A 15,001-nucleotide genomic window follows, 5' to 3' on the forward strand; every position below is an offset into this window, starting at 1 on the left:
TTTTTTCACTATATTGACAATATAAGCTTCCTCTTTACTATGGTAGAATAACTTATAGGGGTAGTGACCATATCATATTCATTGATAGCTTAACTTCGGTTTTGGTTTAGTGTAAAGTTGTATTTACTTAACTTAATTTATATAGCAGTTGTTTTAGGAGATATTAAAGCATAGCAATTAGGCGAAAACAATTTGCCTCACTTTGCTTTTTTAATAGATCACAATTATCTTTTTTGTGATAGAATATTTACTGATTATACAGCCTTAGAATCTCCACCAATTCGGGTATGGATCGTATTTTCAGCTTCTCAAACAACCTGTTTTTATAAGTGCTGATCGTTGATGAATGGAGATTTAGTTGATTAGAAATTTCTTTGAGGGGAAGGCCTTCTGCAATCTTATTGGCAATTTGCAATTCGCGGTCTGATAGACCTTCAAAGGGAGAATTTTTTGTCACACCAGTTAATGATTCTAAAAAAATCGATTCTTTTATATTATCACTGACATATCTGCCTTTACTGAGCATCGCCGTTAAGGCAGTCTCAATTACTTCAGTGGAGCTTAGCTTGCTTAGATAGCCACCAGCACCCATTTTTAGATAACGCATCCCATACAACTCTTCATCCTGTGAAGAAAATATTAGAATTTTTAATTCAGGTTGGTGAATTTTTATATAATCTATTGCTTCCTGAACAGTACCATTAGGCATATTAACGTCCATGATGGCCAGATCAAATTCTTCTTTCAGAATTAATTTGTACAGTGATTTATAATCCTCAACTTCTGAAGTTATGGCATTGGGTCTGAATCGTTTGATTGTTTGTATCAAACCCATCCGAACGATACCATGATCATCTGCCACAACAATGCGAATGTTTACTTTTAAACCCATCATTCTATAAATTTACGTAAAAAAAGAGAAACCGTAGTGCCTTTATTTTCAGTGGAAATGATTTGTATGTTTCCATGCAGCAAGGATATAAATTTTCTTACAATTTTCAAACTTAACCCAACTCCTTTCTCACCCGATGTTCCCAGGAATATGGGATTATCATACGTGTAGATCGCAGATAAATACTTTTCATTGATTCCTGTCCCGAAATCAATGATAGAAAGCACAATCTGATCACCTTCCGTAATTACCTGTAAATAAATATCTTGATCCGGAAAGGAGTATTTTAGCGAATTGTTAAAAATTTTGTCTAAAACGTATTCGAGCAACAGACGATCACTTGCAAGAAATACATTGTGATCACCTTTAAAATAAAATTTAATGTTTTTTTCTTTTAATTTTGCAGCGTATTTTTCTTCTAAATAGTGAAAAAGATCCATCAACATGATTTTAACGGGTTTAATCTTAAAATCTCCGTATTGTGTTTTTATCCAGGTAATGCTGTCCTGGATCGTTTGCAGATTCTTCAAGGTATCAAGTTTTACCTGCGGCAACAACTTAAAAAAATCTTCCTCACTTAAAGTTTTTTGCTCTAGCTCTTCTATAAGCCACAGAAAAACTCCAAACAATTCTTTTGAGTCATGAGACAATATCGAGATCAGCCCGTTCTTGAAATTGATTTCGTTTTCCAGTCTTTCGATTTTTAATTGCAGTTCGTTGATAAAATCATTCATAAATTCAGTATCAAAGGTTATAAAAGCTTTTTGAAATTATTTTTTTGAAAAGGCAGAAAGTTTTATAGTGTTTAAATATGAATAAAAATATCCGATCCAGACCTTTCCTTCAGGAGTTGGCAAGTTATAAAAAATATCATATTAGTTAAAAAAATCAAATGGGATTTACTTAAAATAGTAAATTCCATATTTATCTTATTAAAATCCGGATCGCACAAAAGGGAAAAGTTGAAATTCATAAAAAGTGCTGAATTGTTGAGAAAACCACCTCCCGGAATCCTAATATATGAATGTGCTCCAAAGATGATGAAAAAAAAGAAATACCAATGTTTATATTGTTATAGCAAACATCAGGAGACTAACTAATAAATTTTAATTCAAACAGCTTCTAAATTTTTCTCTTTCCTGTCAAATAAATATAAAGGAACGATAATTCGCCTCAAGCCCCGGAATGGAATAACTTCTTTGAAATTTAAATGCCGAGTTCTTAAGTTCATAAACCGAAGACTGATCATACAAAAGTAGTGAAGGTTCTGAGAATGAATCTGATTGAAGATGCAATACTGGAAGCAAGAACTTAAACTTGCCCTTCAAAGCTAATAATCATGGTACAAAGCTCCAAATTGGTGATCTTAGTGGCCGCAAACACAAAAAATCAAAAACATCGGTATACTTTTTTTTAATGCTTTTAATTTATCAAGATCGTACTGATCCGGCGATTGATTATTCCTATTAAAGTGGTCGATAAGGAGGAGCTTATTTCAGAAAATATTGTTAAATTGCCGTAAAGCTATAATAAACATTGATTGAGTAAGTGGTATTTTCCTTACCTATCAAACCTTGGGCACCCACAGGTGATATGGTGTATCTTACGTTCAGTCCGCGGTCCAAAACCGGTGTTCCGTTAAAGAATATTTTTTGAGGCGTTTTGGATAAGGGAACATTTACAGAGCTTCCATCCAAACCAATTTGTAAAATATTTGAATTAATGCTGGTCTGCAGACCGCCTTTCTTGAAATAATTTTCGTCCGATTTTACATAGAGCTCAAAATTTTCATTATTGGACAATATAATTTGATTTGGAATCATTTGTGACTGACCATCAGTGTAATGGGCGGCGGTATTGAAATTGAAGTTTACATTGCGCCCGGAACCGGGAATGGTGATCTCCGACAGAGGAAGCACCTTTAGCTGAACAGCCTTATTTTGCAAACTGTTAATTGAGTTATCTGTACTTCTGGCATTGAGATTCAATTCAAATGTGTAAGTTCCAGCTTCAAAAAAAAAGTTTTTAAAATCATCCGCAGACACATAAAGCTCCGGAATGAAGTTGCTTCTGTTTCCCGCTGCAACACTAAAATTAGCTGCGGAAAAATTCTGAAAATCGGAAGATAAGGCTTTGGTTGTGATTGCAGATCCGTTACTACCCAATTTAATGCTTGCTATATTTCTGGTTCCGGAAAAACCTTTAGAGGACGTGAACTGAATGTTTGTGGAAGCAGCCTTCGCCCAAAAATTAAAATCAACCGTATGCGCGATTTCCGTATTCCCCAAATCCCACACCCGCGTGCTGGTATTGCGGTAGTCATTCAAAGAAGATATTTCTATATATTTTGTTAAAGAGTTTGTGATCCATCGCATAGATGAAGGAATGACTAAAATTGTTTTAAAATTCCGGGGTGTGAAGTTATTATAATTCTGAGTGATATCCATGGAGTAATTCCCCGCCTGGAAGGTATTGGCAGTAAATTGTGAGGCAGAAATTTTAAATGTAAAATTGATATTTCCCCGGTTGAATCCTCCCGCGAGACTGAGTGATGGTGGTTCAAACCATTTTATAGCACTTGTACTGAATGACTGAAAACCTGGTAAATAACCTGAAAATCCAGTAGATGGCAGCTGCCCGCCCATACTTTCTAATTGCCACAGAAGAGTGGAACTGGGTAACGTAAGTGAGGAAGAAGAGTGAATAAAAGTTGGTCCGGAAACAGAGGTAAATGTAGGAGCTGTTGGGAGTAATCCCAAAAAGGTATAATCCCAGTTTGTTCTGTTGGCGTTCGTCATTACCCTTGTAGATACTGAGGTAAATTCGCTCCTGTTAAAAATATTATTGTCAGGAACCGACAGGTACACATCCTGAGCTTTCATGACTGTAGACCCGCAGAACGCGATAAAAATTCGTATTAGAAAAGCCCTCATCTTTTTCATACTTTTAAATTTAAAACTTTTTCACCTTAATGTTGGTGTCTTTCTTATTATATTCAAAAACCACGGTTTGTGGATAACCTTCTTTTGTCACCTGAATAGTTTGGGTAGGTTGTGTATAATTGTATTTGTCATTTTCAATATAGAGGCTGTATTTTCCATCTTTCAGGAAAAACTCAAACTCATTTTTTTGGTTAACCACGGCAGTATAGATCACGCCATCTTCACTTTTTGCATACACCACTATTCCGGTTACATCCGTTTCCAAAACATCATAGGCTTGTTTGATCTCTGTTAATTTACCACTTACCCTGATATTTTTCACCAAGCCCACTTTGCGGTTAATATTGTTATGTACCATAATAGCAGGATCCATCATCAATCGGGCACCCGCACTTTCGTTCACCTTCAGTGTGTAAGTACCTTCAGGTACATTCTGAAAAACTACTTTTCCGTTCTTATCTGTCATCGCTACATAATTGTCCAGTTTTACAATTTCATTAGCAAGTACCGATTCACCAGACTCCAGAAGTCCATTAAAATTTTTATCTTCAAAGAACTGAAACACCACTTTATGATTTCCGAGAGCCGTAGCTGTGGTAAAATATTTTTTTAATCCCCACTCTGAACTGATAATAACTGCCACTGCTTGCATATTCAGCCGTAGATTTATAACCGGAAAGATTAAAATAACCTGTGGCAGACCAGGAAGGCGAAATCTTATATTCCAGATTGCACGTGATATTGCTGTTTAGATTTTTATAAAGTTCCGAATAGAAGGTTCCGGCTGAAAAAGATCCGGTGAGATTATGGTTAAGCATCTGAAAATTATACGAGGCATATACATTGTAGTTGGCGAAATTACGGGTTACATCATAATAAGAATTTAAATCAAAGACACTGGTTGCATTCCATTGAGCTGTTCCGTTGAGGGAGAATGATTTATATCTGTAAGATAAAGTTGTTTTCAAACTGTTGAACCAGTCCGGTTTATTATTCTCTTTTGAATAAGAATATTCCGCCGTCAGGTTCAATCCGTGTGCTCCTAATGTAGTACTGATGTTGGCTTCCAGCCGGTAAGAAAAAAGTTCCTGTGATGTGTAAAAATTAGCTGTTTTTTGTTTTTCAACCTTTGGAGACAGTAGAAAATTCCACTTCCTTAAAGAAAACTGATAACCTAACCGCAAAGCTTCTGTACTGTTGAAATAATAACGCAAATTAGCAGTATTACCAGGCTGGACTGGCGAATTCTGGAAACTCAGGAACTCAGGTTCTACCTGCGAATTCTGATATTGTATAAAAGCACGCTGAGAAGCAGAAAATTGGTGGCCGATCCGCTGATTTGAGAAAAAGGATCCCCGTTTGATCCCTGCATAACTTTTAGTAGCAAAGGAATTAAAAGATTGTATATCCCATTTCCCTATTTTCCCTTCGTAATTCGCTCCCATTGAAGCTCCTGCGTTTTCATCTTTGTTCAAAAGGCCTTTTTCGTGGCTCACACCCACTTCCGCACGGATTGAATGTTTATCGTTAATTAAAAATGATGTTAGCGCGTTTGCTACCTGCGTATCTACATTAAAACGCGGATCATGGTCAAAAATATAGGACACTTTCCCACTGAAAGATTTAACATTCCCAAAGGCATATTTTGCACCCACCATGGTAGATCCTTCTGTTTGTTGGAAATAAGTACCATACAAATTATAATTATTTTCCAGCGCAAGAATTTCAATCTGATTATTTTTACCAAATTTGGCATAAATCTTCCCTCCTCTTCCGAAAACCGGGTAATCGTAATCGCTGCTATTAACGTTTCCTACGCGTAATAACGTATTTTTTCTCTCCAGTTCCAGCCAGGTATCATACAGGTTGTAACGGCCGTCTTCAAGATAGTAATCTGCACCAATATTGAAGCGTGATTTCAAATTCTCAGTCACCCGGAACGCAGTATTTCCCCTCAATTGAAGAAAATTAAGACGTGAACTGTTTTCATTATAGCTCATTTCCGCAAAATTATTTCCGCTCACCGCCTCGTTTCCCCGGGCAATTTGTCTGTTATGCGATAAAACAACGAAGTAAAGCGTGTTGCTTCCCACAATTTTATTGTCAAGCAGGTCTGTGACTATTGTATTAATATTAAATTCAGGATAAAGTATATTCTGTTTTCTTACCGCAATTTTGATCTCAACCGTTTGTTTTTCTAAACCTTCCAGCGATACAGTTTGTTGTTTTGGCAAAATTTCCAAACCATCAGGGATGGATTGCAAATCAATCCTAACGGTTCGTTTACTATAACTTTGGTTTTCTACAGTTAGCAGAATTGTGGACTGCGGCAAAGCAGGGTTAATGAAATTTTCGTATGTTGCGGTATAAACTGCGATGTTTTTGTTCTCGCCTTTAGCAACGAAGAACGAGGCACTTTCAGTTCTGGTGACCATTGGTGTGGTGTACGAAACCTGGAATTGAATCTCATCGGATTTCAGCTTCATAAAATCCACATTGGCCATCAGTTTCACAGGAAGATTTTTAGACTGTCCCGCACCTAAGATAAAGTCATTTTTGGGATAGAAAAGCAATCCCGGATAGTTTTCCTGAGGTATGATATTCTGAATAATAATCTCTTCAGAACTTTTATTCTCAATGACCAGGAAATTAGTAAAAGTAGAACCCTTCTCAACCGCTACACTGTCATTTTCAAAATGGATTTGAATATCTTTCTTTTCCTGCGCAAAGACCAATGAAAAGTTCAGAAGAACAACTACAAAAAATAAGATTGTTCTTCTTAGGATTGATAACGATATTCCATTCTGTGGTTTCAAGACGTAATTTTAAAATTTAAAGTTTTTTTCGCCTACGCGTAAGTCATTGGAATCTGCCATTTTCATAATAACCACGCCAAGGAAGTTCCCTGAAATGTTCTCTGGTAAGGAAAACTGAACAACCTGATTGGTATCCGGAAGCATGGAGATAGCAATTGAGGGCAATTTTATTTCCTTACCACTGTCTGTGTCCGTGAGTTCAAACTCAACGGTGGCATCATTGATAGTGTTTCCATCATTATGAATGCTTACTGCGACTTTTCTGTTCGCTGTACTCTCCTTACTTGCCTCTGAAATATTGGTAATATCCAAACTTTTTACATGGTTTCCCGGTGGAGTATAAAAAATGTGAAGTCCCACTTCAAATAAGGTGATAATACCGATACCGTTCTGAACACTTACCTTATCTGCCTGCTGAGGAAGTTGGGTAAAAAACAACATGCTGTTCGTAACGGCAGACTGTGATGCGTTTGCCGGAATCTGCATGGTTACTACAATCTCCTTTGTACTTTTCGCAGGAACTGTTACAGCGTTTTCTAAGGTGGATATCCAGGAAGCATTGGAGGTTTTTGAACTGCCTGCTTCAAGATAAACCTTATTTCCGTCTTCTTCTCTAACCCAATCTTTATAGTTGAGGTTAAAAACATAATCCTTATCCGAGCTGTTTTGAAGTGTGACTGTCTTTGTTACTTTTTCTCCCGGATTACCGGTGAAAAACAAGCGTGTAGGCGACATAGAAATACTTTGTGCCAGAATTGAAGAAGACCCTTTGAGGATAAAGAAAATGAAAAGGAGGATAAACTTGTGCATGGTGTAAATAGTTTAATAATAAAAGATTCCCAAAACTACTGAAAACATAGCAAAAGGAACCTTTACAAACTAAAGATTCTATTATAAAACAGTCGCAGTATAAGTTACCGTTTGTGTATAAGTTCCGGCAGGTTTACCTAAAATATAAGAAGATGATGATTTTGCCGCTGGAATGGTGTAGTCCAGATTCAGTATTAACGCACTTCCAAGCGGAGCATTGGCTACTAAGGTTCTTTCTCCTGCAGATAAAACCACATCGTTTTTTGTTCCGCCCATACTTCCAGGAGCTGCTGCAGCTTTGATAGTCAAAACATCAACAGGGATTGAGTTTGAACCATTGACGAAATTCGGTCCACCTGCTTTTACCCTTACATTAAAGTTCTTCGTAGAAGTGACTTTTAAAGAATTGGCTTTAGTAATCGTCTGATCTGAGTTATAGTCCGCTGCAGTAAAATAGTTAAAGGCAACTGTACCACCAATTGCAGTACTTCCTGCGTCGATAGAAATTACATCGTTAAGGGTAATGTTTACGGTTGTGGTTACGGTTGTATTTTGCGCTTGAACATTGTTAGTTCCTAATATCATTGCTCCAATAGTGAAGGCTGTGATTATGATTTGTTTTGTCATGGTAATACTATTTAATTGTTATTCTTATTTAATTGTTCTCTTTTGAACATTACAAATCTACAACGGTGATAAAAGTTTCTTTGTAGTGGAAAAAGGAAGTTCATGTAGTAAAATAACTACAGGATTGTTCTTTGGGTTTAAATAGAAAAACCCTCAATACTTGGAAAGTACCGAGGGCTTTCTATTCAAAAATTGGTATTTACTTACAATGCGGTGGCAATATAAGTTATTTTTTGTGTGTAAGTTCCCTGCGATTTTCCTAGAAGTACCTTGGATGCATTTTCCGCCGAAATAGAGTAGGCAATATTTAAAGAATGTTTGTTACCTAAACCTTCATTATTCACCAGCACCTAATCATTTGTAGATAAAGTGACCTCATTCAGGGTTCCCACCACACTTCCGCCCGGTATTAATTTTAACTTTAATATATTTACAGGAATTACGTTTGCGCCACTTACAAAGTGTGACCTTCAGATTTTACTTTTATATCAAAATTTCTGGAGGAAATTATGAATAAACGATTGGGAACGTTCACATTTTTTGCTGAATTATAATCATTTGTATTCCCATAATTAAAATCTACAATGTCCATTACAATAACATCCGATAAAATAATATTTAATGATGTACTCACCTACTCTGAATTTTGTGTTATAACCGGTTTGGTTCCTAAGATGATTACTCCCAGAGACAGCGCAACGATAAAGATTTGTTTTTTCATGACTAATAAATTTAAAGAGGTGCATAAATATTGTCATTCAGAACTAATTATAAATCTAATAACATTATCCCACATTATCAAAGTCTTTTTCATCATTGACTACATACTGTCATCATAAAGTTTACGGATATTTCAATCTGGAGTTAATTACTATTACGATCTTTTACTATTATCACTATCATGATACTTAAGGAAATTGTTGAACGGCCCAATAACTGATGTCATTATTCTTGGCTGGTCCACTATTTTTTAATTCCAAAAATTTATTCTAAATTCTTACAGCTAAATTGCCATAAACGTTAACTATAAAAAATACCTCAAAATGAGCTTTGCAATTCTTGTTTAATTTGGCTCAAACGAACCAGATCATCTATAAAAGTGTTTGAAGATACAGTCGTCTCGGTTACCTAAAGCCAAATGGCACCACTTACATCTATTTGGGCAATAGCAAGTATTCAAGTTAATACTTTTACTATTCAAATAAATTTATCCTAACCCGCAAAGAAGTAAATCCGAAGATAAATGCTGTAATAGAATCTAAATAAAAGAAAACTCCATTGTTTATGGAGTTTTCTTTTATTATCAGAATATTGGAGATTAATTATTGAATCAAAAAGCATTCTGTTTTAAAAATTTATCTATTTCAGAACTTTCTATTTTAGGATTTGCACCGGAATAGCTCGCTACCAAAGCACCGACGGCACTTGCAAAATTAAGAGCTTCATCTGGATTTTGATCTGAAAGCAGTTTCGCAATCAGGCTGGCTAAAAAAGAATCTCCTGCCCCTACTGTATCTGCTACCTTCACAGGATAACCTTCGTGTCGGTACAATTGATCATTCCATAGCAGGATAGATCCATGTTTTCCTAAAGTTACACAGATTGCCGGTGTGTTTGTTTTTTCTGATATAAACTTGATATTTGACTCCAGATTTTCTGATTCAAATCTCATCCCGGCAGAAATCTCCAATATTTCCTCATCATTAAATTTGATGAAATCTGCCCTGTCCATAAGTTTTTGCAGAAGTTGAATCGTATAAAAAGGCTTTCTTAAATTCACATCAAAAACTTTAAACATTGTATCATTGGAATCTAACAGGGAGAAAAGCGTCTTTTGGGAAACCTCATTTCTGCAGGCAAGACTTCCATAGAAAAATACATCGGCCTCTTTTACGATATCCATTATTTTTTCATCAACACTAATAAAATCCCACGCAGAAGGAAACCGGATCTCGTACGTTGCAGAGCCCCGCTCATTTAAGTAGACCTGAACAATTCCTGTCTCGTATTCCGGAGAAACAATGATTCCGGCGGTTTCAAGAGCATTTTCTTTGGTGTAATCCAGGATTACTTTTCCATCTTCATCATTTCCTACTGCACTGATCATTGCCACAGGAAAGCCATACGATGCCGTTCTGAGAGCTAGGTTGAGAGGCGCTCCGCCAATTTTCTTCTCTTCTCCAAAAACATCGAAAAGTACCTCTCCGAAACTTATTACCTTAATTTTCTTATTGATAAACATTAATTGGGATTTTTGATATTGATATTACTGAATGAACTCTCTGCAGAACTAAAAATACTCCATTTTTTATTAACTATAGTATAAATTCTGTTGGTGAACGCTATTTTATCATTGATATAGATCACACAAACGTCATTGCTTATGTAAGCCGTTACAGTATAGGATGTTCCTGAAACCGAACTTAACGGATAAGAATTCATAAGGTCCTCCGACCCGGAATTCATTACATAAGCCGCGATTCTGTTATTTCCAGGTTCAAGTGCAATCTTAACTCCGCTTCCGGCGTCGGTGTCGTGTGCCAGAATAATTCCTGCTTTTCCAGCAGATGCATTCAATGTAAAGGTAATCTGATTGGCTTTCTGAAGTTTTGAAAAAGTAACCTGAGAATTGGCGGATAAAGTAAGGCTACTTCCATTCTGAGAGGCATTTCCAGTGATTTTATCAACGGTCAGCACTGCATTCTGACCAAATACAGATGCTAATCCTGAAACCGGTTTCACAGCCAGTGTCCCGTCTGAATTCTGAACCAGTCTGTGCGCAACAATATTTCCTGCCCAGTCTTTTCCACCGGTATTATTTTCAGGAGTTTTTCTTGCCGTCCATCCTACCAGATAGCGGTTTGTATTATCCGAAACTGTTTTGGCAGCATACAGATAAGAGCCGTCAAGACGGTCATTCTGAGGTGTTGTCCAGGGCTCATTTGGTGAAGTCGAAATGCGGTAATGCGTTCCGGTATTGTTGCTCCAGTTTTCAGAAAAAACAAGATACCAATAATTGCCCATCTTGAAAAGATCGGGACATTCCAGCATCATATAATTTTCGGAAGAGCTGGTGGTATAAATCGGATTTTCTACGGTCCAGTTTCCGGTTGCCGGATTGGTGGTCGTAAATTTCAGTACGACTGCTTTTTTATCAGAAGTCTGAGCAGAGACCAGCATCCAGTATTTTCCTTCTTCGGAATTAAAGAACACATGCGGGTCACGAAATTCATAATCATAATACCCTACCGGAGCAGTGATTTTAAAATTCTTGACCTTCGTCCAGTTTTTCATATCCGTACTTGTTGCCAGCAGAACACTCTCCCGTGGATTACCTGAAAGGAACGAAGCTACTTCATTATGCCCCGTATAATAGTAATAATAAGTGTTCCCCACCTTTACAAGACTTCCTGTTCCTACTCCAAAATCAGCTTCTGATGAAGTTCCGTAAGGAATCTGCCTTCCCTGATACGTAAAATCCGTGAAATTGCTGGTCTCAAAGCTGTGAATATCGTGAAATCCTTCTCCTGCGGGTTTTGTTTTGGCATCGTTAAGAAAGAAAAGAAGGAACTTCCCGTTTTCATAATAAGGCATTACATCGCCTGCATAGCCTTCTGTATAATAGGGATTGTTCTCTCCCATCCACTGATTGGGCGGCTGCGGAAAGATATGGGTTTTGCTGTAAATATCTTCCGGATTCACCCCCATATCAGAATCGTGATTCTGACAGGAGAATGTTACCAGCGCAAGTATGGCTGCTGCATATATTTTTTTAATTGACATGGGCTCTGATATTAATGGGTTACAAGATAATTGAGACTGTTCTCCGTCATCTTTTTGATATTATCCTGAAACGAATTGGGCTGGCTAGCATTCCCGTTTACGGTTTCATTGTACCAGTCGTAAGCACCCGTACAGATAACCATACATTTTTTGTTGGCCGTTCCGCCAGGAAATTCAGCGATAGCTACACGTCCGTCCAAAGTATTGTCCCAGGCTTCACTGGCAAGGTTATTACCGCCCGTCTGATTTCTCCACCCCGCACCATTTACATATCCACCCCAATCCGGAAGGAACCACCAGGCTGTATGATTCAGACGGAATGTACCTTTCTCAAGCAGATTGGCTTTCCCAGATTCGTACGTCTGAAGACCATCGAAAACAGGATGATTCTCATATCCTTTGAAAGAGATTCCCCAATCACTTCCTATATCTATAAATCCGTTCGGAAGAAAATCTCCGAAAACATTATTCGGTCCTTTTCCTGCAGGAACTATTCCCAATGCGTCAACATATTGCGCCGCAAAGCTTGTAAGCAAAATATTTCCCCCGCCATTCAGATACGTCTTGATTTTAGAAATCATATTCTGGCTCATCGCATCTGCCGGTAAAGTGGTCGCAGAATCGAAATGCCACCAGATCACGTCAATATTGTTGAGGTTTGCCACGCCACTTGCAACATCAGTAACCGAAACATACACTGCCCCTGAAAATTTCCCGAAAAGCCAGTCAGAAGCTGCAATCTCATCCGGATTTGTCAATCCTGTTCTTGTAGCAGCAGTTCCAAGGAATGCAACGGAAGGTCCGGAAACAGGCGTTGTTACCTTAGCCGTATACACTTCCGTAAGACTGCCATTAGAAACAGTAAACGAAACCGGGCTGGTAAAGTTAAGAGTTGTTCCCGATGCAGGATTGATGCTGACGCCATTTCCGGTTTCAATTACGGGCTGCAATGCGGTAAGATTGGTTCCTTCCGGCATTGTAAGAGAAATGGTTTTGCCCGAATTATTGATGGTAGCCGATAATCCGTTGATCTTAAAGCTGAGAATTGGATCCTGAGCTTTTACAGTTACCTGATAATCTTTGTAGATATTTCCATTTTTCACTTTGAATTTAACCGGCTGTGAAAAATCAATCGTTGCTCCTGATCCCGGCGAAACTACGGCACCCTGAGGAATTTCAATAACTGGAGCTAATGTCTTAACACTTGTTCCATAAGGAAGCGTGAGGGTGATTTTATCATTCTTATGATCAATTTCCCCAGAAACACCGTTCACCCTGAAAGAAGAAATATTGACTGAAACATTCGTAACAAGACCATCTTCCATCTGACTGTCGCAAGACCAGATAAAGGCCGCAGACATCAGTAGAATGATGATAATATGAGTTTTTTTGAATATCGTTTTCATTCGTATCTTTTTTTAGTATCCGTTGTTTTGCTTGTACAGTCCCTGGCTGAAATTAATTTGAGCTAAAGGAATCGGACAGTATTCTTCAATTCCGTGGTCAAACCCCGCCTGCGAATAGTAAGATCTTTTGGTTTTCTCAACAGAATAATAGCTGTTCATAGTTCCTGCGGTAACGCCCCATCTCACGAGGTCAAAGAAACGGCTTCCTTCCATGGCAAACTCCATTCTTCTCTCCCATCGCAACGCTTTTCTTGCAAAATCCTGGTTCCAGGTACAGTTCACGCCCGGCTCATATTTGCTGATCAGATTGTTGGAGGTATAACTTCCTGTCAAAACCGTACTGTTCGCAGCACGCTGTCTTACCTGATTAATTAATGGCAATGCTTCGTTGAGTTGTCCGAGTTCAATTAAGGCTTCGGCTTTCATCAGCAAAACATCGGAATATCTTATGATGATTCTGTTTTTGGAATTTCCGTAGAAAGGATCTACATTTACGGTACAGCCACATCCTACAGGTACATTTTCCTTTAATGAAGAATAATACCCATAAGTTCCGGGACTTCTGCTCCAGCTTTCCTGAAAGATTTTGTTTTCTTCGTATTTCCATGGCAGTCCGGGCAGGGCAACGGTGTGATATAATCTAGGATCTACTTTGTAACTGTTTAGTTGATTATAATTAAGATCCACATCGTTAAAAGTATCGAACATCGGTAATCCCTGCGCTGTCGTTTTGAATGCGTTCACCAGATTCTGGCTTGGCTTATGAAAATCACAGCATCCCAGACCTTGCGGCAGAGAAAGCATATCACCGTAATTGAGCCTTCCGAAAAGTGTTCCGTCATTGGCAGAATATTGAATGGAAAAGACCGCCTCCGGGCCGTTCTCATGTGCTCCCGGCAGGAAATTATATCCAAAATCCGGCTCCAAAGTGTAATTTCCGATCACCTGATTGGCAGCATCAATAGATTTCTGAAGCGTAACCGGATTTACCTGCGTTACCGTATAGTTGTCATCCTGCTCATACGCCTGATACAACCTTACTTTAGCAAGATAAGCATAAGCAGCGCTTTTCTTTGGTCTTCCGACTTCCGACTGTGTTGCGGGTAGATTAGCAGCTGCGAATTCAAAATTAGAGGCGATAGCCTCCCATAACTGCTGGTCTGTCTTTGCCCTGTTAGAAATTTTCGGATAATCATCAATGGGTGTATTTTCATCCACATAAGGCACGTATTTAAATAACGTTTTCAGTAAAAAGTAGTAATGTCCTCTTACGAAACTCATTTCAGCGATCCGCTTTTGCTTGTTCGGATATTCGGAATCTGAAAGCTGCTTAAGTGCGGCAATCGCTTTGTTACATCTGGAAATCCCTACATAATTGAGATACCATAATCTGTCTAACTCACCAAAATCCGAACGGATATTGTTTGAAATCTCAAAAAAGTGAAAGGTCTGGATATCATTGGTTCCGCTTCCTCCTTTGTACGCATCATCAGAACGCACGTTTCCATAAGGCCAGAGACTGAAAGGGGTATCATAATGGTCGTTTCCAAGAGATGCATACGCTGCAACCACAAAACCATCCACATTCTGAGGGGTTACCACATCGGCTTCCGACAGAACACCTCTCGGCTCATTGTCCAGAAAATCGTTGCAGGAAGTAGTTCCCAGCAAAAAAGCAAAAGCTATTGTTAAAAGTATATTCTTTTTCATTTTTTATTATTTAAA

General features: G+C 38.1%; 12 protein-coding genes. All 12 read right to left on the reverse strand.

The window, feature by feature from the left end; genetic code table 11:
• Positions 1-247: 247 nt before the first annotated feature.
• A complete protein-coding gene (locus tag C1634_RS24540; protein WP_228410155.1) occupies positions 248-895 on the reverse strand; it encodes a response regulator in 648 nt (215 codons plus the stop codon).
• Positions 892-1,626: a sensor histidine kinase gene (locus C1634_RS24545; protein ID WP_109739299.1), complete on the reverse strand. Its 735-nt coding sequence runs from the start codon at positions 1,624-1,626 to the stop codon at positions 892-894. Before C1634_RS24545 ends, C1634_RS24540 begins: the two co-directional genes overlap by 4 nt.
• A gap of 774 nt (positions 1,627-2,400) precedes the next feature.
• Positions 2,401-3,834 (reverse strand): hypothetical protein, encoded by a 1,434-nt coding sequence (locus C1634_RS24550; RefSeq protein ID WP_103235060.1) that lies wholly within the window; start codon positions 3,832-3,834, stop codon positions 2,401-2,403.
• 10 nt (positions 3,835-3,844) lie between these two features.
• Positions 3,845-4,477, reverse strand: coding sequence for a hypothetical protein (locus C1634_RS26365; RefSeq protein ID WP_228410156.1), 633 nt, complete (start codon positions 4,475-4,477; stop codon positions 3,845-3,847).
• Complete coding sequence (locus C1634_RS24555; RefSeq protein ID WP_228410157.1) at positions 4,404-6,650, reverse strand: hypothetical protein; 2,247 nt, start codon at positions 6,648-6,650, stop codon at positions 4,404-4,406. Before C1634_RS24555 ends, C1634_RS26365 begins: the two co-directional genes overlap by 74 nt.
• Positions 6,651-6,659: 9 nt before the next feature.
• Positions 6,660-7,460 (reverse strand): fimbrial biogenesis chaperone, encoded by an 801-nt coding sequence (locus C1634_RS24560; RefSeq protein WP_228410158.1) that lies wholly within the window; start codon positions 7,458-7,460, stop codon positions 6,660-6,662.
• Positions 7,461-7,541: 81 nt separating this feature from the next.
• A complete protein-coding gene (locus C1634_RS24565) occupies positions 7,542-8,087 on the reverse strand; it encodes a peptidoglycan-binding protein LysM (protein WP_103233195.1) in 546 nt (181 codons plus the stop codon).
• Between the two features lie 454 nt (positions 8,088-8,541).
• Entirely contained in the window at positions 8,542-8,721 is a 180-nt protein-coding gene (locus tag C1634_RS26370) for a hypothetical protein (RefSeq protein ID WP_228410159.1), read from the reverse strand.
• A 696-nt stretch (positions 8,722-9,417) separates the two neighbouring features.
• Entirely contained in the window at positions 9,418-10,329 is a 912-nt protein-coding gene (locus C1634_RS24575) for a carbohydrate kinase family protein (protein ID WP_103233196.1), read from the reverse strand.
• Positions 10,329-11,870, reverse strand: coding sequence for a glycoside hydrolase family 32 protein (locus C1634_RS24580; RefSeq protein WP_103233197.1), 1,542 nt, complete (start codon positions 11,868-11,870; stop codon positions 10,329-10,331). The genes C1634_RS24575 and C1634_RS24580 overlap by 1 nt, the downstream gene beginning before the upstream one ends.
• Positions 11,871-11,881: 11 nt before the next feature.
• Positions 11,882-13,276, reverse strand: a complete 1,395-nt coding sequence (locus C1634_RS24585; protein ID WP_103233198.1) for a DUF4960 domain-containing protein — start codon at positions 13,274-13,276, stop codon at positions 11,882-11,884.
• 12 nt (positions 13,277-13,288) lie between these two features.
• Positions 13,289-14,986, reverse strand: coding sequence for a RagB/SusD family nutrient uptake outer membrane protein (locus tag C1634_RS24590; RefSeq protein ID WP_103233199.1), 1,698 nt, complete (start codon positions 14,984-14,986; stop codon positions 13,289-13,291).
• Positions 14,987-15,001: the final 15 nt, after the last annotated feature.

It is taken from the genome of Chryseobacterium viscerum, assembly GCF_002899945.2.
Classification (GTDB): Bacteria; Bacteroidota; Bacteroidia; order Flavobacteriales; family Weeksellaceae; genus Chryseobacterium; species Chryseobacterium viscerum.

Coding starts and splice junctions, on each gene's coding strand:
- C1634_RS24575 (WP_103233196.1), bottom strand. CDS start 10,329: ATGTTTATCAATAAGAAAATTAAGGTAATAAGTTTCGGAGAGGTACTT.
- C1634_RS24550 (WP_103235060.1), bottom strand. CDS start 3,834: ATGAAAAAGATGAGGGCTTTTCTAATACGAATTTTTATCGCGTTCTGC.
- C1634_RS24585 (WP_103233198.1), bottom strand. CDS start 13,276: ATGAAAACGATATTCAAAAAAACTCATATTATCATCATTCTACTGATG.
- C1634_RS24590 (WP_103233199.1), bottom strand. CDS start 14,986: ATGAAAAAGAATATACTTTTAACAATAGCTTTTGCTTTTTTGCTGGGA.
- C1634_RS24565 (WP_103233195.1), bottom strand. CDS start 8,087: ATGACAAAACAAATCATAATCACAGCCTTCACTATTGGAGCAATGATA.
- C1634_RS24580 (WP_103233197.1), bottom strand. CDS start 11,870: ATGTCAATTAAAAAAATATATGCAGCAGCCATACTTGCGCTGGTAACA.
- C1634_RS24560 (WP_228410158.1), bottom strand. CDS start 7,460: ATGCACAAGTTTATCCTCCTTTTCATTTTCTTTATCCTCAAAGGGTCT.
- C1634_RS24545 (WP_109739299.1), bottom strand. CDS start 1,626: ATGAATGATTTTATCAACGAACTGCAATTAAAAATCGAAAGACTGGAA.
- C1634_RS24540 (WP_228410155.1), bottom strand. CDS start 895: ATGATGGGTTTAAAAGTAAACATTCGCATTGTTGTGGCAGATGATCAT.